Here is an 18,888-nt window from a genome sequence, read left to right as displayed (position 1 = left end):
TCACACAAGGCGCCTATCCCTGTAAACTGCGCCTCTTTTTGGCGCAAGCACGGAGGCCCCGGCATGTCTGCTTCGATCTTGTATATCCACGGTTTCAACAGCGCCCCCGCATCCAACAAGGCCAGCCAGTTGAGCGCCTTGATGGACACGCTCGGCCTGGCTGACCAACTGCGCGTGCCAGCCTTGCATCACCATCCCCGTCAGGCAATTGCCCAATTGGAGGACGCCATTGCGCAGCTCGGTCGGCCGCTGCTGGTCGGCAGCTCACTCGGCGGCTACTATGCAACCCACCTTGCCGAACGCCATGGCCTCAAGGCGCTGCTGGTCAACCCTGCGGTCAGCCCCCATCGGATGTTCGACGGTCACCTTGGCCCGCAGAAGAACCTCTACACCGGCGACACCTGGGAACTGACTTACGACCACGTGACGGCCCTGGCCGAGCTGGAAGTGCCGGCCCCGCAAGACGCCGAGCGTTATCAGGTGTGGTTGCAGACAGGCGATGAAACACTGGATTATCGCCTCGCCCAACAGTATTACCGGGCCTGTGCGCTGCGTATCCAGGCGGGTGGCGACCATGGTTACCAAGGGTTCGCCCTGCAATTGCCGGCGCTGTTGAGCTTTGCCGGGATTGGCGCAGATCAGTATCAATCCTTCGATTTCGCAGCGCTGTAATACGCATGCTGGAAACCGCAGGTTACTTTTTAATCGAACGACTCACGACGAGACCCCATGGCCACTCCCAGCGCTAGCTCTTATAACGCCGACGCCATCGAAGTCCTCTCGGGCCTCGACCCGGTGCGCAAACGCCCCGGCATGTACACCGACACCAGTCGGCCGAATCACCTTGCCCAGGAAGTCATCGACAACAGCGTCGACGAAGCGTTGGCCGGGCATGCCAAGTCAGTGCATGTGATTCTTCACGCTGACCATTCCCTGGAAGTGTCCGACGATGGTCGCGGCATGCCGGTGGACATTCACCCGGAAGAGGGTGTGTCGGGCGTCGAGCTGATCCTCACCAAGCTGCATGCCGGCGGCAAGTTCTCCAACAAGAACTACCAGTTCTCGGGTGGCCTGCACGGTGTGGGTATTTCCGTGGTCAACGCCTTGTCGAACCACGTGCGGGTCAAGGTCAAGCGCGACGGCAACGAGTACGAGATGACCTTTGCCGATGGCTATAAAGCCACCGAGCTGCAAGTGATCGGCACCGTTGGCAAACGCAACACCGGCACCAGCGTGTACTTTGCGCCAGACCCGAAGTACTTCGATTCGCCTAAATTTTCCATCAGCCGCCTCAAGCACGTGCTCAAGGCCAAGGCTGTGTTGTGCCCGGGCCTGCTGGTGACCTTTGAAGACAAAGGCACCAATGAGAAGGTCGAGTGGCATTACGAAGACGGCCTGCGCTCCTACCTGGAAGACTCGGTCAGCGACTTCGAACGCCTGCCCAACGAGCCGTTCTGCGGCAGCCTGGCGGGTAATAAAGAAGCCGTCGACTGGGCGTTGCTGTGGTTGCCGGAAGGTGGCGACAGCGTGCAGGAAAGCTACGTCAACCTGATCCCCACCGCCCAGGGCGGCACCCACGTCAACGGGTTGCGCCAGGGTTTGCTCGACGCCATGCGCGAGTTCTGCGAATACCGCAGCCTGTTGCCGCGCGGCGTGAAGCTGGCGCCGGAAGACGTGTGGGAGCGCATCGCGTTCGTGCTGTCGATGAAGATGCAGGAACCGCAATTTTCCGGCCAGACCAAGGAGCGTCTGTCGTCCCGCGAGGCGTCGGCGTTTGTCTCCGGTGTGGTCAAGGATGCTTTCAGCCTGTGGCTCAACGAACACCCGGAATTGGGCCTGGCGCTGGCGGAGCTGGCGATCAACAACGCCGGCCGTCGTTTGAAGGCCAGCAAGAAGGTCGAGCGCAAGCGTATCACTCAAGGGCCTGCGTTGCCGGGCAAGCTGGCCGATTGCGCCGGGCAAGACCCGATGCGCTCCGAGCTGTTTTTGGTCGAAGGTGACTCCGCCGGTGGTTCCGCCAAACAAGCGCGGGACAAGGAATTCCAGGCGATCCTGCCGTTGCGCGGCAAGATCCTCAACACCTGGGAAGTCGACGGCAGCGAAGTGCTGGCCAGCCAGGAAGTGCACAACATCGCCGTGGCCATCGGTGTCGATCCGGGTTCGGCGGATATTGCCCAGCTGCGCTACGGCAAAATCTGCATCCTCGCCGACGCCGACTCCGACGGCCTGCACATCGCAACCTTGTTGTGTGCGCTGTTCGTGCAGCACTTCCGCCCGCTGGTGGATGCCGGTCACGTTTACGTCGCCATGCCGCCGCTGTACCGCATCGACCAAGGCAAAGAGATTTACTACGCCCTCGACGATGCTGAGCGCGACGGCATCCTTGACCGGCTGGTGGCCGAAAAGAAACGCGGCAAGCCGCAGGTCACGCGATTTAAAGGCTTGGGTGAGATGAACCCGCCACAACTGCGCGAAACCACCATGGACCCGAACACCCGCCGTCTGGTGCAGTTGACCCTTGAAGACTACGCCGCCACGTCGGAAATGATGGACATGCTGCTGGCGAAAAAACGCGCACCGGATCGCAAGTCGTGGCTGGAGTCGAAAGGCAACCTGGCCGAGGTACTCGGCTGATGCGCACAGGTTTCGCCTTGGCGATCCTGATGATGAGCGGGTGGGTGGCCACCAACGTGGTTGCCGCACCCTTGGCTGAGCTGAAGTTGGTGTCCGAACACCCGGTGGACGGTATGCGCGGCGGTAACCTGTCGGGCCTGGCGATGTGCGGCGACGCGCTGTGGACGGTTTCGGACCGCGATGACGACCAGATTTACCGTCTTGATAACAGTGCGCCGACCTGGAAGGCCGAGGCGTTGAAAATCGAGGTGCCGCCCGTGCCCGAGTCCGGCCTGCCGTGGGGCCTGCGTTCGCGCACCAAGGCCGCGTCGTTCATTCGCGGTGGCGACCTGGATTTTGAAGGCGTCACCTGTGATGCCGCCGGTAACCGTTACATTGTCAGCGAGGCGCATGCCGCAGTGCTGCAAGTGCCCGTGAGCGGTGCGCCGCAATGGCTGAGAATTGCCCCGAGCATGGTGCGTGAAGCCCGTGCCAGTGGCATGTTGCTGCACTTCAATGCGTTGTTTGAAGGCTTGGCGGTGAACCCCGAAGGTAATCAGATGTGGCTGGCGGCCGAGCGTGAGCGGCGCGGCTTGATCTCTATCAAGCGTGCGCAAAGCGTATGGGATTGCGACGGGCCGTGTGTACTGCTGAGCGAGGCCGGCCAGGAAGTGCAGCCAGCGCAGTTCACCCATGCCAAGGCGGTGTCCAAAGACTTTGCCGACCTGGCGCTGTTCAACGGCAAGCTGTTTACCCTGGAGCGTAATGCGTTCCAGATTTGCCGGCGTGATGCGCGCACGGCCAAAGTCGAGCTGTGCTGGTCGTTTGCCGACGAGACCCTGGCGCCGAACCGGCGCTATTCACAGCCTTATGGCCTGGCCGAAGCCTTGGTGGTGGACGCAGACGGCGCCTGGCTGGGCATCGACAATAATTTTGGCGCGCGCGCCGACGGTGAAAAACGCCCCGTGGTCTATCGTTTCGCCGCCCCTGCGGGTGGTTGGAGCGCCAAGCCATGAGCCCACAACCGCCCGGCAAGCGTGCCGGCCGTGTATTGATGTTCGTGGCGTGGGGCGCCGGTTTGTTCTTGGCGACACGGTTTTTTGGGCAGTGGGAAGCGCGTCAGGAAAACCCCAACGCGCTGGTGGCCTCGGAGCAACACGAGGGTTACATCGAAGTAAAACTGCTTGGCAACGGCCAAGGGCATTTTGTCGCCAGCGGCCAGATCAACGGCCAGCCGGTGGAGTTCATGCTCGATACCGGCGCCACCGACGTGGCGGTGCCGGCCGAGCTGGCTGATCGTCTGGGGCTTAAACGCGGCATGCCGGTCACCTTGAGTACCGCCAATGGCCGTAGCCAGGGCTTTCGTACCCAGCTGGGCAGCGTGCAGTTGGGCGCTATCGTCCTGCAGGACGTGCGTGCCCTGGTGGCGCCGGGGTTGGGCGGCGAGCAGGTATTGCTCGGCATGAGTGCATTGAAACAACTTGAATTTACCCAGCGCAGCGGCACTTTGCTACTGCGCCAGACCACACAATGATGAGGCCCGCATGAGTGACATCCTTGCAGACAGCTTAGATGGCGTAGAACGCCGATCGCTGGCTGACTTCACCGAAAATGCCTACCTCAACTACTCCATGTACGTGATCATGGACCGTGCCTTGCCGCATATCGGCGACGGCCTGAAGCCGGTACAACGGCGCATCATCTATGCCATGAGTGAGTTGGGCCTGGACGCCGATTCCAAGCACAAGAAGTCGGCGCGTACCGTCGGTGACGTACTCGGCAAGTTCCACCCCCACGGCGACTCGGCCTGCTATGAAGCGATGGTGCTGATGGCGCAGCCGTTCAGCTACCGCTACACGCTGGTCGACGGCCAGGGCAACTGGGGTGCGCCGGATGATCCCAAGTCTTTCGCCGCCATGCGTTACACCGAGGCGCGCCTGTCGCGTTATTCAGAAGTGCTGCTCAGTGAATTGGGCCAGGGCACTGCGAATTGGGGGCCAAACTTCGACGGCACCCTCGACGAACCGCTGGTATTGCCCGCACGTTTGCCGAATATCCTGCTCAATGGCACCACCGGCATCGCGGTCGGCATGGCCACCGACGTGCCGCCGCACAACCTGCGCGAAGTCGCCGCCGCGTGCGTGCGCTTGCTGGACGAGCCAAAGGCCACGGTTGAGCAGCTCTGCGAACACATTCAGGGGCCGGACTACCCGACCGAAGCGGAAATCATCACGCCGCGCGCCGACCTGCTGAAAATCTACCAGACCGGTAAAGGCTCGGTGCGCATGCGTGCCGTGTACCACATCGAAGATGGCGACATTATTGTCACCGCGCTGCCGCACCAAGTGTCCGGCGCCAAAGTGCTGGAACAAATTGCCGCGCTGATGCAGGCCAAGCCGTCGAAATTGCCGCAGGTCGCCGACCTGCGTGACGAGTCCGACCACGAGAACCCGTGCCGCATCGTGATCATCCCGACCAACAACCGGGTCGATCATGAAGTGCTGATGCAGCACTTGTTTGCCAGCACCGAGCTGGAATCCAGCTACCGCGTCAACGTCAACATCATCGGCCTGGATGGCAAGCCGCAGTTGAAGAACCTGCGGGCGTTGCTGGTCGAGTGGCTGGAATTTCGCGTGCAGACCGTGCGTCGCCGCTTGCAGTTTCGCCTGGACAAGGTTGAGCGTCGCCTGCACCTGTTGGACGGTTTGCTGATTGCATACCTCAACCTCGACGAAGTGATCCACATCATTCGGACCGCCGAGCACCCGAAAGCCGAGTTGATCGCGCGTTTCGAGCTGAGCGAGATCCAGGCGGACTACATCCTCGATACCCGCTTGCGTCAGTTGGCGCGGCTTGAAGAGATGAAGTTGCGTGACGAGCAAGACGCACTGCTCAAAGAGCAAGCCAAGCTGCAAGCCCTGCTGGGTAGCGAAACCAAGCTGAAGAAGCTGGTGCGTACCGAGTTGATCAAAGACGCCGAAACCTACGGTGATGACCGTCGTTCGCCTATCGTCGAGCGCGCTGAAGCGAAGGCTCTGACAGAAACCGAGCTGCTGCCTAACGAGAAAATTACCGTCGTTCTGTCGGAAAAGGGTTGGGTTCGTTCGGCCAAAGGGCATGATATCGACGCCACCGGCCTCTCGTACAAAGCCGGTGACGGCTTCAAGACCTCTGCGGCCGGGCGTTCCAACCAGTTTGCGGTGTTTATCGACTCTACCGGGCGTAGTTACTCTGTACCCGCTCACACCTTGCCATCCGCGCGCGGGCAGGGCGAGCCGCTGACCGGGCGACTCACGCCGCCACCGGGGGCGAATTTTGAGTGCGTGCTGTTGCCGGACGATGATTCGCTGTACGTGATCGCGTCCGACGCCGGTTACGGTTTTGTGGTCAAGGGTGAAGACCTGCAGGCCAAGAACAAGGCGGGCAAGGCCCTGTTGAGCTTGCCCAACAACGCCAAGGTGATTCTGCCGCGGACGGTGGACGACCGCGAGAGCAATTGGCTGGCGTCGGTGACCACTGAGGGGCGTTTGCTGGTGTTCAAGATCAGCGACTTGCCGCAGTTGGGCAAAGGCAAGGGCAACAAGATTATCGGGATACCTGGCGAGCGGGTGGCCAGTCGTGAAGAGTACGTGACCGACATTGCCGTGATCCCTGAAGGCTCGACGCTGGTGCTACAGGCCGGCAAACGCACGCTGTCGCTGCGCCCTGACGACCTTGAGCATTACAAGGGTGAGCGTGGCCGCCGCGGTAACAAACTGCCGCGAGGTTTTCAGCGAGTGGATGCTTTGTTGGTTGAAACGCCGGTTTAGGGTGTGAAGCAGCGTTCCCAGTGAGTTTGCCCGCCAGGGCGCAAATTCACTGAGAACGCCCCCTGGAGCCCTTGATCTACGATTTAACGCGTAGATCGACGCTTTGGCGCTGGAGTCATGGCGCATATTCACGGATGATATGGCCTTTCCAGCGCCGGCGTGGCCGAGCGTATTTAGGTTATTTTTAGTATTACATTGTGGTTCGCCTTGTGGCAGCCACCTGGATGGGATGATGACTGCTCCACGCCTTCCTCTATTTTTGATGCTCGCTGGCCTTTTGGGGTTGGCGGGTTGCAGCACGCACCAGCCGGTGTCGCTGTACCAGCTGGACAGCGGAAGTCCAGCTCAGCCAGCGCAAACCGCTGGCATGGCCGTATTATTGGGGCCGGTAGTCGTGGCGGATTACCTGCAACGCGAAACCCTGCTGCAACGTCAGAACGACGGCAGCCTGCAAGGTTCCACCGATGGTCGTTGGGCGGGCAGTTTATCGTCCGATATCAACCAGCTGATGTTGCGCCAGGTTGCGGGTCATCTCGACAGCCAGCGTGTGGTGCTTGCGCCCGCGCCAATGGGCTTTACCCCGGACGTGCAGGTGCTGCTGACCATTACCCGGCTCGACTCGGGTACTTCGCAGCCGGCGATCCTTGATGCGCAGTGGCGCTTGATCGACCGTCGTGGCCAAGTGCGCGATAACCGCATCGTGCACTTGCAGGAAGAACACACCGGCACCACCGCCTCTCAGGTTCAGGCCCAGGGCGTGTTATTGCAGCACTTGGCGGAGCAGTTGTCGGTGGCGCTCAAGCCACTGGCCAACCAGCCGCCCATCGCCGAGGCGCCGCGCAAGCAAGCCCCGGCTCAGGCCAAACCGGCAACACCGGAGAAGCCCAAGATGCCGATGGCATCGCCGATTCGCACGGACATGGAAGTGTTCAGGTTCTGACCTGATCGCAGACAAACAAAAGGCCCGCTGAGTAAGCGGGCCTTTTTGTTTGTTCGGGGTTTGAGCTGCGCGGCAGATTAGGTGTGCATCATTCCTGAGTGGTTGGGTCATGTGGGAGCGGGCTTGCTCGCGAATGCGCTGTATCAGTCGATACATCTGGCGACTGACACAATGCCTTCGCGAGCAAGCCCGCCCCCACACAAGCCCGCTCCCACACAAGCCAACTCCCACATAAGCCCGCTCCCACACAAGCCAACTCCCATACAAGCGGGCTCCCGCACACAAGCCTACTGCGCAGTGGGCTTGGCGGTGTTTCTCAGGGCTTGGTGCGGGTTTCGTGCATGCGCGCCAGTTGCCGCTCCAGCATCGACGGGTACGGTTCCATCAACCGTTCCACACAGCTCGCGCCTTCGGGGCTGGCTATCGGGCGGATGCGCGCGCGTTGGCGGATCAGCGTGTCTTCACTGATCTTGCGCTCCACCAGCAACAGGTTGCGGCTGTGTTGCGACAAGGCCAGTGCATCCTGTGCGATCTCGGTCAGCAGCAGATCAATCTGGCTCATGCCAAACAGATCATCACCCACGGTTAAACCCAGCTGTAGTTGCAGCGTGATACCGCTGTCAGCCACTTCGATTTGCAGCGCGTGGCCCAACGCGCGCAGCAGTTCGCCGCAGCAAATAGCGTTGGTCAGGTAGTCTTCGCCGCTGTCTTCGCTGTGGAACAGCATCAGCGTGCTGCCATCGTTCAGGGTGTGCAGTTCGCTCTGGTACAGCGAAGCAGCCTGGTCGAGGCAGTCGCGATAGCGTTCCAGCAACTCCGTCAGGCGCGCGCGGGGCAGGCGGCGCAGTTGGTCCTGAGCGCCCAGTTGCACCGCCAATACGGCGCTGTGCTGAGGCTCGGTGTTTTTTACCGGCACAGGCTTGGGCGTGACGGCAGGGGTGGCGGTCGAGGTGTCGCGCAAATCGGAGAAGGGGTCTTCGTCGTCCACTTCGTCTTCTTCGGCCTTGATCGCCTGACGTGTCGCAGGCTTGAGGCCCGCTACCGGGGTGCTTTCGTCAACGCCCGGGTCACGCAGGTCGCGCACTTCAAACTCAGGTTCGTCGTCGTAATCGGTGTCGTCGTACTCAGGCTCAGGTTCAACCTCGGGCACCACCGGTTCCGGGGCGAAGCTTGTGTGCAACTGGCGGGCGAGATCGCCGATTTCATCCTGACGGTCAGTGGCCGGGGTGTGTTCGTCTATGTCGCGCAGCCAGATGCGCAGTTGCATCAGCGGCGTCGAAATATGCCGGCCCAGGCGCAAGCTCAGCGCCAAGGCCAACGCCAACAGAATCGCGCTCAGAATACCCATGCTTTGCAGGCTGATGGTCATCGGCTGCTGGAATTGCTGCATGTCGAGGCTGATGCGCAGTTGCCCCGCCTTCACATCCTGAAAGGTAATGTTGCTCTGATACAGGCCTTCGGCTTCACCCAACAGGCCGTTTTTCGGGCGTTGCCCGGCTTCGGCCATGATCCGGTTGTCCACGCTGTAGATAGCGGCATGGGCCACCAGCGGGTTCTTGGTCAGGTTGTTGAGCAGCACGTTGAGGCTGAGGATGTCGTTGGACACCAGCAACTCGGTCGCCGACGTGGCGGTTTGAGTCGTCAAGCTCTCGCCTAGGGCGTCGGCTTGCTCGTGCATGGCCTGTTTGAACTGCAAACCCATCACGCAGGCGTAGATCACCAGGGCCAGGGCGACCAGGATCACGTTATGGCTGGCGATGCGTAATGCGATCGGTACACGGCGGTGGCGCAGTGCCCGGAAGATCAGCAGGAAGAAGTTATCGGTTTTTACTGGCGTGGGCCGGTTCACTTGCGCTCGGCTCTTGGTCCGTGAAGTTGACGCGCAGTATAGCGACAGGCCTAGAACCGGCAAAGCGCTGGCTGTGCCCGATGGTCACTGAAAGTGGGTAGAATGCGGTTTTTTTCCAGCCTGGGGGTGCGTCTTGCGCGAAATTGTCCTGATAAACATCACCGGTGAAGACCGCCCGGGTCTCACCGCAGCCATTACCGGTGTTCTGGCCCAGGGTGGTGTGAACATTCTCGACATCGGCCAGGCGGTGATCCACGACACCCTGTCATTCGCACTGTTGGTTGAAATACCGAGCATCGAGCAGGCGTCGTCGGTGCGCGAAGGCATCCTGTTTACGGCGCACAAGCTCGATCAACAGGTGCGTTTTACCCAAGTGTCCGAAGACGACTACCAACACTGGGTGGCCAGTGAGGGCGAAAAACGCCACATCGTCACGCTGCTGACGCGCAAGGTTACTGCCGAACAATTGCAGCGCGTCAGCTCGATCACCGCGCAGTACGGTTTGAATATCGAGCATATCGACCGTCTGTCGGGTCGCATGCCATTGGACGCGCCGTCCGACACGGGCAAGGGCTGCATCGAGTTCTCGGTGCGCGGCGAACCGGCTGATCCGCAGGCCCTGCGCGCCGAGTTCCTCAGCGTGGCGCACGCGCTGAATGTGGACATTGCCTTCCAGGAAGACTCGCTGTTCCGGCGCAATCGTCGCCTGGCCGTGTTCGATATGGACTCCACGCTGATCGAGGCTGAAGTCATCGACGAACTGGCCAAGGCCGCCGGTGTGGGCGAGCAGGTTTCCGCGATTACCGAGCGCGCCATGGCCGGTGAGCTGGATTTTCGTGCGAGCTTCAAGGAGCGCCTGGCGCTGCTCAAAGGCCTGGATGTGAGTGTGCTGGATTCGATCGGGGCGTCGCTGCGCCTGACCGAAGGCGCTGAAACGCTGTTTGCCGAACTCAAGCGCCTCGGTTACAAAACCGCGATTCTGTCGGGTGGTTTCACCTACTTTGCCAAGCAATTGCAGGTGAAGTTGGGTATCGACTATGTGTTCGCCAACGAGCTGGAAGTGGTGGATGGCAAGGTGACGGGTGTGGCGGTCGAGCCTATTGTCGACGCGCAGCGCAAGGCTGATCTGCTGAGAGAGCTGGCCCACAAGGAAGGTTTGCAGTTGGAGCAGACCATTGCGGTCGGCGACGGCGCGAATGATTTGCCGATGCTGGCGATTGCCGGGTTGGGTGTGGCGTTCCGCGCCAAGCCGCTGGTGCGGCAGTCGGCCAAACAGGCGATTTCGACGCTGGGGCTGGATGGGGTGTTGTATTTGCTGGGTTTGCGTGACCGCGATGGTCAGTCGTAGTCCGTTCTAACGGAAGCAGGGGCCACGGCATCTTTGATGTGGCGCTGTGGCGCGGGAAACGGGCTTGGGGTGTTCTTTGGGTTTTCGTGCATATCCGGTATTGAGTTTATGGCTTATATCGGTTTCGCTCTTACAGCGAGTCACTTTTGATAGAGCGCAAAAGTAACCAAAACGCTCTCGCCCCACCACTCGGTGCCTCGCTTAGGCTCGGCATGCCCGCACACAGGCTTGAATCCGTGGGCCGCCGCGATGGGCCATCCTTGGCCCAGCGCGGCTAACCCGGCGTCCTGCCGGGTTACCCACGGATTCAAGCCTGCGTGCGGCCATCGTGGTTAACGGGGCGCTTCTCAGATCAAGATCAAGAGCAAGAGCACGGCGGCCTGAAAGCCGACCTGAGTGGTTGAAGCAGATCAGAAGCAGATCAAAGGCGGGTCTTGCATCCACGGCAGATCTGCTTTTTTTTTGCTTTTTGTGGGAGGGGGCTTGCTCCCGATAGCAGTGTGTCAGTTGAAAAATATTTATCTGACACACTGCTATCGGGAGCAAGCCCCCCTCCCACAGTTGACCGGGTTCTGCTTGAGGGATGATCGTTCCCACGCTCTGCGTGGTAATGCCGCTCAGGACGCTCTGCGTCCCGCTTTTTCAGCCAAAGAATCTCCCACAGTTGACCGCATTCAGCATGTGAGATTGGGTCGGCTTTCAGGCCGCCTGCTTGTGATCTTGATCTAAGGCGCCCCGTTAAACCACGATGGCCGAACGCAGATATTACGGAGCGGGTAAACCGGCAGGACGCCGGTTTAGCCGCGCTGGGCCAAGGATGGCCCATCGCGGCGGCCCGCTCCGTAATATCGGAGGGAGGGCACACCGAGCCTAAGCGAGGTGCCGAGTGGTGGGGCAAGAGCGTTTTGGTTACTTTTGCGCTTTTCAAAAGTGACCCGCTGTAAGAGCGGAACCGATATAAGCCATAAACTCAATACCGGATATACACTCAAAACCCAATCCCACCCCCACAGCTGATTTGCGTCAGGCTTTAGGTGCAGCGATACCCTGGCCCATCTGCACCGGCGTACCTGCCACAAGCGCTTGCGACCACGTAACCTGGCCTGGCCCGAACAGCACAATCGCAGTCGAACCCAGCTTGAAGCGACCCAATTCAGCACCTTTTTCCAGGTGAATCGGCGCACGTGCAGCTTCGTCATAGCGGAAGGTTTTCAGCTCGCGCTTCGGCGGCGTCACCAAACCAGCCCATACGGTTTCAATCGACGCAACGATCATCGCACCGACCAACACCACCGCCATCGGGCCGCGTTCGGTGTCGAACAGGCAGACAACGCGCTCGTTACGTGCAAACAGCTCCGGCACGTTTTCGGCGGTGGTCTGGTTCACCGAAAAAATCCGCCCCGGTACGTAAACCATCTCACGCAGGGTCCCGGCCAGTGGCATGTGCACACGGTGATAGTCTTTGGGCGACAAGTAGATGGTGGCGAAATCGCCGCCCATGAACGGTGCAGCCACCGCCGCATCGCCGCCCAGCAGTTCCAGCACGCTGAAGCTGTGGCCTTTGGCCTGGAACACACGGCCATGCTCGATCGGGCCAAGCTGGCTGACCGCGCCATCGGCTGGGCTGAGTACCGCGCCCGGCGTTGGGTCCAGCGGGCGTACGCCGTCTTTCAAGGCGCGGGTGAAGAAGGCGTTGAAGTGCTCGTAAGCGGTCACGTCTTCCACCAGGGCCTGGGACATGTCCACTTGGTAGCGCTTGGCGAACCACTGGGTGAAGGCGTTTTTGAACCAGCTCACGCGGCACTCGGCAATGCAGCCGGCCAGGCGCGACAGCAAGTGGTGCGGCAGCAAGTATTGGCTGAGGATAAACAACTGCTTTTTCATTAAGTGTCCTTAAACCTTAAATCTCAACGGGGGTGTCGGGGTGGTTGCCCCATTCGCCCCAGGAACCGGCATAACCTTTGACTCGCGGATAACCGAGCGCCTTGGCCACCAGGTAGGTGAAGCCAGAGCGGTGGTGAGTCTGGCAGTGGGTGATGATTTCTTTGTCTTTGGTCAGCCCGAGGCCTTCGAGGATCTGCGGCATGTCGCGGCGGATGCGCAGGCTGCGCGCCTTGTCCATGCCGGCGGTCCATTCGAAGTTGACCGCGCCGGGGATGTGGCCGCCCTTGGCCGCGAGCACCTTTTCACCCGAGTATTCCAGCGGGCCGCGTGCGTCCCAGATGCCCAGGTCGGCAGCGCCCAGTCGGCTTTTCAGGTATTCGCGGGTGGCTGTGGGGCCGTCGTGCAGCGTGAGGCTGACCGGGCCAGCGGCGGCTGCGGGTACTTCGCTGGACAGCGGGTGTTTTTCGTCGATCCACGCCAGCAGGCCGCCGTCAAGGTAGTGGTATTTCTGGTGGCCGATCACGTCGAGCAACCAGATAAAACGCCCGGCCCAGCCGCCGCCTTCGTCGTCGTACACCACGTAGGTGGCGTCGGGCGTGTGGCCCAGCTCGCCGAAGAGTTTTTCAAGATCAGCCTTGTTGGGCAGCAGGCCGGGTGCTGGCGGCTGGCCCAATTGGGTGCGCTTGGGGTCAACGAAATGCGCGCCGGGGAGGTGCCCTTCGGCGTAGCGGGCAGCACTGGTGAGGTCTACCAGAATCAAGTGTTCGGCATCAAGGCGGCCGAGCAGGTCGCTGGGTTCGATCACCAGCGGCAAGCCAGAGAAGTCAGGCATGTGAGGTCTCCTGGGCACAAAGGTTGGCGATTAAGAGCGGCGATTGTAACGCAAGCATCAGGCGCTGCGGTTGGTAAAGCAGTGCAGGGCCTTTTCGATGCATTGGGCGGTTTTGCCGAAGGCTTGCACGGTGGTTTCCGAGAACGGCCCACCGCCCTGGTCGGCCACCATCAGCATCACCACGCGGCCGTTACAGCTCAACGAGCGCAGCAGCAGGTGTTCGCCGGTAAACAGGCGGCGCAGGGTTGGCGGCAACAGTGCCGCGAACTGTGCATGGTTGTCGGGGTTCAGGCGCACTTGCGCGGGCTTTTCGAGTAAACGCTGCAACAGCGTGCTGTTGACCACGTCCAGGCTCAAGTTGGCGGCGGCCTTGGGCAAGCCATCCGCTTGATGCACACGCAAGGTGCTCAAGGCGCGGTCCGCCATGAACAGCAACACCCGCTGCATGCCACTGGCGACCAAGGCTTCTTTGGCGCACGTCGTCAGGTGCATCGCGTTGGCAAAGCGGCTCGGCTCCACCAGCAACTCGGTGCAGCGTTTGCGCCACACGGCGAGAGCTTCGGCAGTCGGCGGGGCTGCCGGCAACAGGCCGCGATGCACCTTCTGCACATGCCACGGCCAGATCAGCGACAACGCCGGGTGCCAAAGGTCAGGCATCAGCGTGGTGCGCGCGCTGGTCACCGCTTGCTGGTGAACCTGTTGCTGCACTTCACTCAGCGGCTGTTGCAGGTACAGCGCGGTGAGGTATTGCCAGCGCTCGGTGTGCGGGCAGGCCCAAGATTCTTGCGCCGACATCGCCAGGCCGTTGGCCAGCAGTACGGTATTCGCCGGCTGGTTCAGCCAGCGGCGCAGGTTGGGTTCGGCGTCGAGCAACTGTTGGTGGCGCAGCGCGTCATCTTCACGGGCGATGTGCAGCGCCTTGACCAGCAAGCGCTGCTCGCTCAGCAGCAGGTTGTAGCCCTGGGAGACCCAAATCGGCAGGTGCCAGCTTTCGGTCAGGCCGATGCACAAGTCGAGCAGGCGCACGCCGAACAACTCCAGCTCGACCTTGCGCGCTGACTCACCTTTATGGATGACCCGCAGTTCCCATTCTTCCAGGAGCTTGGGGTAGGCGACAGCCATCGGCCACAGCGGTGACAAAAACAGCAGGCTGCCCCAATGAATGTCTTGCCACAAACGCGCCAGGCGGCTGGCGAACAAACCGCTGGCTTGCTGGGAGGCGTGCTGGCTTATCAGCAGCAGTTGGCGCAAGGCCACGGGGATGTCTTTTTCCGGCACCGACGGCAGGCGCGCGAGTAATTCCTCGGCGCGTTTGAGGCCAAGCCGGTTAAGCGCCACTTCGAGGTTTTCCGCAGGGTCTGCCAAGCTGCCGTGGGTGTGGCTGTTGGCCTCGCGCATCACGCTGAGCACCAGCGCCGGGCTGTTTTGCATCAGCTCGGCGATGTCGCGTAAGGAGCTTCGGCTATCGCGAATGGCTTTGCACACGCGCTCGTGGCTGGCTTGGGGAACGGGCAGCAGCACGTCGTCCAGGCGCTTGATCCAAGCGGCGATTGTGGTGGGTTTTGCAGTTGGGACTGTCGTTTCAATAGCCATGATTGGGGCGCGATCATCACTTGCGGTCAACACGCCCGTTACGGGCCGAACTGGCTTTTCGCCTTAACGGGCTATAGTCTGGCGCAGTTTTGCCGATAAGTAGAACAAGAGTTTTCAGTTCTTCCAAATATGTCCATGAACCCGACGGCGCAAGTACTCATCCCCTATGGCTAAAATTATCGGCATCATCGTCGTCATCGCAAGTGTGCTTGGTGGCTATGTTCTGTCCCACGGTAAAATTGCAGCGCTGATCCAGCCTTTCGAGGTGCTGATTATCGGCGGTGCCGCGTTTGGCGCATTCTTGCAGGCCAACCCCGGCTACATGACCATGCACGTGATCAAGAAGTCGCTGAGCATGTTCGGCTCGCGCTTCTCCCACACCTTCTATCTGGAAGTGTTGAGCCTGGTCTACGAGATCCTCAACAAGAGCCGCCGCGAAGGCATGATGGCCATTGAAGGCGACATCGAAGACGCCGCTGCCAGCCCGATTTTCACCAAATACCCGGCAGTGCTCAAAGACGAGCGCATGACCGCCTACATCTGTGACTACCTGCGCATCATGTCGTCCGGCAACATGGCCCCGCACGAGCTGGAAGGCCTGTTCGACATGGAGTTGTTCAGCTTGAAGGAAGAGCTGGAGCACCCCTCGCATGCGGTCACCGGTGTTGCCGACGGCATGCCGGGTTTCGGTATTGTTGCGGCGGTACTCGGTATCGTGGTCACCATGGCCTCCTTGGGGGAGGGCGATCAGGCCGCAATCGGCATGCACGTCGGTGCGGCCCTGGTGGGTACGTTCTTCGGTATTCTCGCGGCCTATGGCTTCTTCGGCCCATTGGCCACCTCCCTGGCGCATGACGCCAAGGAAGAAATCAACCTGTATGAGTCGATCAAAGCCAGCCTCGTCGCTTCGGCGTCCGGCGTGCCGCCCTCGCTGGCGGTAGAGTTTGGTCGCAAGGTTTTGTACCCCAAGCATCGCCCAAGCTTTGCCGAACTGGAACAAGCGGTTCGCGGTCGCTAAACCATGGAAAACAACCAGCCGATAATCATCAAGCGCGTCAAGCGCTTCGCTGCGGGGCACCATGGCGGTGCCTGGAAAATCGCCTTCGCCGACTTTGCGACGGCAATGATGGCGTTCTTCCTGGTGCTGTGGCTGATGTCTACCGCCACGCCTGAACAAAAGATCGCCATCGCCGGTTACTTCAAAGACCCGATTGGCTTCTCGGAAAGCGGCACGCCCTTTGTGATCGACCTCGGTGGCTCGCCGCAGCTGGCGCCTGAGCGCACCATCAACCCGCAGGTCGAGACCGACTCACCGCAGAAGAAAATCCCGGTCGAGCGCGACACTGTCGAGGCCATGGCCGAGCAAGTCGAGCAGGAACGTCTGGAGTTGCTGCTGAAGGAATTGCAGACCAAGGTTGAGGAAAATCCGCAGCTGCTGAAGTTCAAGGACCAGATTTCCTTCGAAATCACCCCGGAAGGCTTGCGCATTCAGATCACCGACGCCGCTAACCGGCCGATGTTCGACTCCGGCAGCGCGCGCCTGAAGCCGTACTTTGAAGACATCCTGCTGGCCATGGCCGACACCATCAAAGCGGTGCCTAACAAAATCAGCATCAGCGGCCACACCGACGCCAAGCCATATGCCGGCCAGGGCGACTTCGGTAACTGGGAACTCTCGGCCAACCGCGCCAACGCCGCCCGGCGTGCGCTGGTAGCGGGTAGCTATCCGGACCCGCAAGTAGCCCGCGTGGTCGGTTTTGCCTCTTCGCAGCTGTTTGATCCCAAAGAGCCGTTCAACCCGATCAACCGTCGCATCGATATTGTTGTGCTGACAAAAAAGGCTCAGCACGCGATAGAAGGCGACCAAGGCGCCGCCCCGCCAGCCGCCCAAGGCAGCGGTGCGCCAGGCGAAGTGCCAGTCGACCCCAACGCCATCCCGCCAGGCCAGGAGCCGCTGCCAGCCCACGAGCTGCGGCAGAAACTCAACCTGTTTGATGATGGCGGCGTGAAAGACCCCACGGCGCCCGCGCCGAAGCCGTAAGCCACCTGCAAAAAGGCCGCGATCATCGCGGCCTTTTTGCAGGTGGGTGTTATTAGTATCCGCGACGAACTCGACTTTTGAGCTGGCTGTGAAAGAGTTCGGCGTTCTGCTTATAGACGCTGCGCGTGGATTCGTTGACCGAGTCCAATATCACTGAGCGCTTGGTAGTTGCCTCTTCGCGATAGGCCTCGATAAAAAAATTAACGTCGTTCTCACTGGTTAGCTTAGGCCATTTATCCAAGTACAGAGGCAGTTCACTGGCGCCGGTCTTGAAAGAGCAAATTCGTCGATTGCTGATCGTAGCCTCACCAATTTCAAACGGCACCCACCAGGATCGCGCGGTGTGTTCAGACACTACCGCCAGAAGATGAGTGCACTCGGTAATGCGTCGAGTGATGACGTTGGTAATGTCGTCGGTGGTATGTGACTCAGCATCGAGTACATCAAGATAAGTCTTGATATTGGCCCGTGATAATTGTGCATTAATGGCGATGGCTTGCGCACGGTCGGTGTGACGGTAGCTGATGAATACTGGCATCAGAAGTGTCCTTTGATGGCGAGTTCGCGGTAGTAGGCGCCCAGGGCTGTGAGGCGGCAGCCGGTCGAATTGATAGCTGCGTAATACATATGCTCGGCGTCGACAGGCTCGATCAGGCTGTGGCGATTGCACTTTTGTAGTTGCGAAAAAATTTCCCCATTGTCAGGGTCGAACTCATCGCTGGTGGGTTCGTAGCTGGGATCAAGGGGGAATACGTGACTGGCGTCTGAGAACCAATCCTTGAGTTTGCGGAGCGTCTCTTCCGCTATCAGCGGGGCGACTTCACGTAACGGAACAAACTGCGAGACATTGGTCTTGAAGACGGGGCGCTGTTCCCAGGCTCCGAGTGCGTTGTCTACGAACGAATAAACGCTGCCCGGCGTGACCTTGCCTAGAACGTTTGCTGCTCCGCCGTGCAGTGCCTGAAGTAACAGGCCGGTAAAGACGCCATGGTCGCCAGTTTCCAGCGCCGACTGTTGTTGCTTGCAAGCAGTGAGAATGGTAACGCCCTCACCGAGTACGCTAGTGCCGGCGCGCAGGCCTCGCATGGCACCGGCGGCACCTGCCTGGCAGCAGTCGAGAATGATAATTTTGTTTTTTATCCGTGAGGCCTCAGATGCCCAGTTCAAAATATCGCTGATACGAATCCCTTCGCCACCCGGTTCGAAATCTTGAGGGATTAATAGACCTTCATCGATACTTGTATCGAACTGGCCATGCCCGGCAAAATAAAGAAGTGCAATCTCGCAGTCGTCGGAAAACAAACTTTTGATCTGCTGTTTCATTGTCGCAAGGGTGAGATTGCTTTCCGCAGAAGTCAGAACTTTGTTGCTGAAGTTCGGCCTGCCGCTCGCGTGGCGCTCCAATAGAGAGGCCATCGCGATCGCGTCATTATTACAGCCTGAGAGGGCTGAGACATGGCGGTAGTTGTTGATGCCTATAAACAGTCCTTTGCGCATGGTTTAGGCGTCCGTGTGCAGGCGAATGGCACTGACGATACTATTAGTGTTCCATGCACACTCAGCGGTGGCTGCTTCGCGAACGACGGTAGAAATACGCTCAGCGCCAAACGGTTTGATCGCGATAATAATCTTGCCCATGCGCTGGGCTATTGCGATTTCCTTGTTGATCCACTTGCTGTAAGCGGAATACATCCCCGCCATAATCAACACTGCTGAACAGGGTCGAATCTTGTTTTCGATAGCGGCTTCAAGCTCCTTGTCCGTGCGTGCACCGATGATAGGGTTGTGCGGGGGCACAGAAAAATTCTTAAAATTGAATGTCGGGTGAGCGGTCAGCAAGGTTATCAGTTTGTCGTGGGCGTCTGAGTAGTTCCAGGAGTGGCTGATAAATAGATGATAAGTTTGCATGGCGTTCCCTTTGCTAAGTCATTTCGCGCAGAACCTGTGCGGCATCGTTTGATGGCACCAAGAGTGCGAAA

The 18,888-nt window shown here is 60.0% G+C and carries 16 protein-coding genes; 9 read left to right on the top strand and 7 right to left on the bottom strand.

Annotation, left to right across the window (positions count from 1 at the left end; genetic code table 11):
* The first annotated feature begins 63 nt into the window (after positions 1–63).
* The 6 genes from AO240_RS13630 to AO240_RS13605 all read left to right on the top strand — a co-directional run bounded on the left by AO240_RS13630 (position 64) and on the right by AO240_RS13605 (position 7,362).
* Positions 64–672 carry a YqiA/YcfP family alpha/beta fold hydrolase gene (locus AO240_RS13630; protein ID WP_099236927.1) on the top strand — a complete coding sequence of 203 codons (609 nt, stop codon included), beginning with the start codon at positions 64–66 and terminating at the stop codon, positions 670–672.
* 57 nt (positions 673–729) lie between these two features.
* Positions 730–2,634 carry a DNA topoisomerase IV subunit B gene (gene parE, locus AO240_RS13625; RefSeq protein WP_099236926.1) on the top strand — a complete coding sequence of 635 codons (1,905 nt, stop codon included), beginning with the start codon at positions 730–732 and terminating at the stop codon, positions 2,632–2,634.
* Entirely contained in the window at positions 2,634–3,629 is a 996-nt protein-coding gene (locus tag AO240_RS13620) for an esterase-like activity of phytase family protein (RefSeq protein WP_099236925.1), read from the top strand. The genes parE and AO240_RS13620 overlap by 1 nt, the downstream gene beginning before the upstream one ends.
* On the top strand, positions 3,626–4,147 hold the full coding sequence (locus tag AO240_RS13615) for a TIGR02281 family clan AA aspartic protease (RefSeq protein ID WP_099236924.1): 522 nt from the start codon (positions 3,626–3,628) through the stop codon (positions 4,145–4,147). The genes AO240_RS13620 and AO240_RS13615 overlap by 4 nt, the downstream gene beginning before the upstream one ends.
* Positions 4,148–4,157: 10 nt before the next feature.
* Entirely contained in the window at positions 4,158–6,422 is a 2,265-nt protein-coding gene (parC, locus tag AO240_RS13610; RefSeq protein ID WP_099236923.1) for a DNA topoisomerase IV subunit A, read from the top strand.
* A 232-nt stretch (positions 6,423–6,654) separates the two neighbouring features.
* Positions 6,655–7,362 (top strand): membrane integrity-associated transporter subunit PqiC, encoded by a 708-nt coding sequence (locus tag AO240_RS13605; RefSeq protein WP_099236922.1) that lies wholly within the window; start codon positions 6,655–6,657, stop codon positions 7,360–7,362.
* A gap of 316 nt (positions 7,363–7,678) precedes the next feature.
* Here AO240_RS13605 and AO240_RS13600 read toward each other — a convergent pair whose 3' ends face one another.
* Positions 7,679–9,211 carry an AhpA/YtjB family protein gene (locus AO240_RS13600; RefSeq protein WP_099236921.1) on the bottom strand — a complete coding sequence of 511 codons (1,533 nt, stop codon included), beginning with the start codon at positions 9,209–9,211 and terminating at the stop codon, positions 7,679–7,681.
* 133 nt (positions 9,212–9,344) lie between these two features.
* Here AO240_RS13600 and serB point away from each other — a divergent pair, with 133 nt between their 5' ends.
* Positions 9,345–10,559 (top strand): phosphoserine phosphatase SerB, encoded by a 1,215-nt coding sequence (serB, locus tag AO240_RS13595; protein ID WP_099236920.1) that lies wholly within the window; start codon positions 9,345–9,347, stop codon positions 10,557–10,559.
* A 1,023-nt stretch (positions 10,560–11,582) separates the two neighbouring features.
* Here the strand turns inward: serB and asd are convergent.
* Genes asd through AO240_RS13575 form a run of 3 tightly spaced genes read right to left on the bottom strand, consistent with a single transcriptional unit; the run spans position 11,583 to position 14,868 of the window.
* Positions 11,583–12,443 carry an archaetidylserine decarboxylase gene (gene asd / locus AO240_RS13585; RefSeq protein WP_099236919.1) on the bottom strand — a complete coding sequence of 287 codons (861 nt, stop codon included), beginning with the start codon at positions 12,441–12,443 and terminating at the stop codon, positions 11,583–11,585.
* Between the two features lie 16 nt (positions 12,444–12,459).
* Positions 12,460–13,275, bottom strand: coding sequence for a rhodanese-like domain-containing protein (locus AO240_RS13580; RefSeq protein WP_099236918.1), 816 nt, complete (start codon positions 13,273–13,275; stop codon positions 12,460–12,462).
* A 57-nt stretch (positions 13,276–13,332) separates the two neighbouring features.
* Positions 13,333–14,868, bottom strand: coding sequence for an HDOD domain-containing protein (locus tag AO240_RS13575; RefSeq protein ID WP_099236917.1), 1,536 nt, complete (start codon positions 14,866–14,868; stop codon positions 13,333–13,335).
* 166 nt (positions 14,869–15,034) lie between these two features.
* Between AO240_RS13575 and motA the strand changes: the two genes are divergently transcribed.
* Positions 15,035–15,886 (top strand): flagellar motor stator protein MotA, encoded by an 852-nt coding sequence (motA, locus tag AO240_RS13570; RefSeq protein ID WP_058411353.1) that lies wholly within the window; start codon positions 15,035–15,037, stop codon positions 15,884–15,886.
* Between the two features lie 3 nt (positions 15,887–15,889).
* Positions 15,890–16,909: a flagellar motor protein MotB gene (gene motB, locus AO240_RS13565; RefSeq protein WP_099236916.1), complete on the top strand. Its 1,020-nt coding sequence runs from the start codon at positions 15,890–15,892 to the stop codon at positions 16,907–16,909.
* A 52-nt stretch (positions 16,910–16,961) separates the two neighbouring features.
* On the opposite strand, the gene AO240_RS13560 is transcribed toward motB, so the two are convergent.
* From AO240_RS13560 to AO240_RS13550, 3 genes are read right to left on the bottom strand one after another with little or no spacing between them, the layout of a single operon-like run.
* Entirely contained in the window at positions 16,962–17,447 is a 486-nt protein-coding gene (locus tag AO240_RS13560; RefSeq protein WP_099236915.1) for a toll/interleukin-1 receptor domain-containing protein, read from the bottom strand.
* On the bottom strand, positions 17,447–18,406 hold the full coding sequence (locus AO240_RS13555) for a caspase family protein (RefSeq protein WP_099236914.1): 960 nt from the start codon (positions 18,404–18,406) through the stop codon (positions 17,447–17,449). Before AO240_RS13555 ends, AO240_RS13560 begins: the two co-directional genes overlap by 1 nt.
* A 3-nt stretch (positions 18,407–18,409) precedes the next feature.
* Entirely contained in the window at positions 18,410–18,817 is a 408-nt protein-coding gene (locus AO240_RS13550; RefSeq protein ID WP_099236913.1) for a TIR domain-containing protein, read from the bottom strand.
* Positions 18,818–18,888: the final 71 nt, after the last annotated feature.

This window comes from Pseudomonas sp. ICMP 460, assembly GCF_002723595.1.
GTDB classification, from domain to species: domain Bacteria; phylum Pseudomonadota; class Gammaproteobacteria; order Pseudomonadales; family Pseudomonadaceae; genus Aquipseudomonas; species Aquipseudomonas kitaguniensis.
Note: the sequence above shows the minus strand (reverse complement) of the source record. Positions and strands in the feature narration are given on the sequence as shown.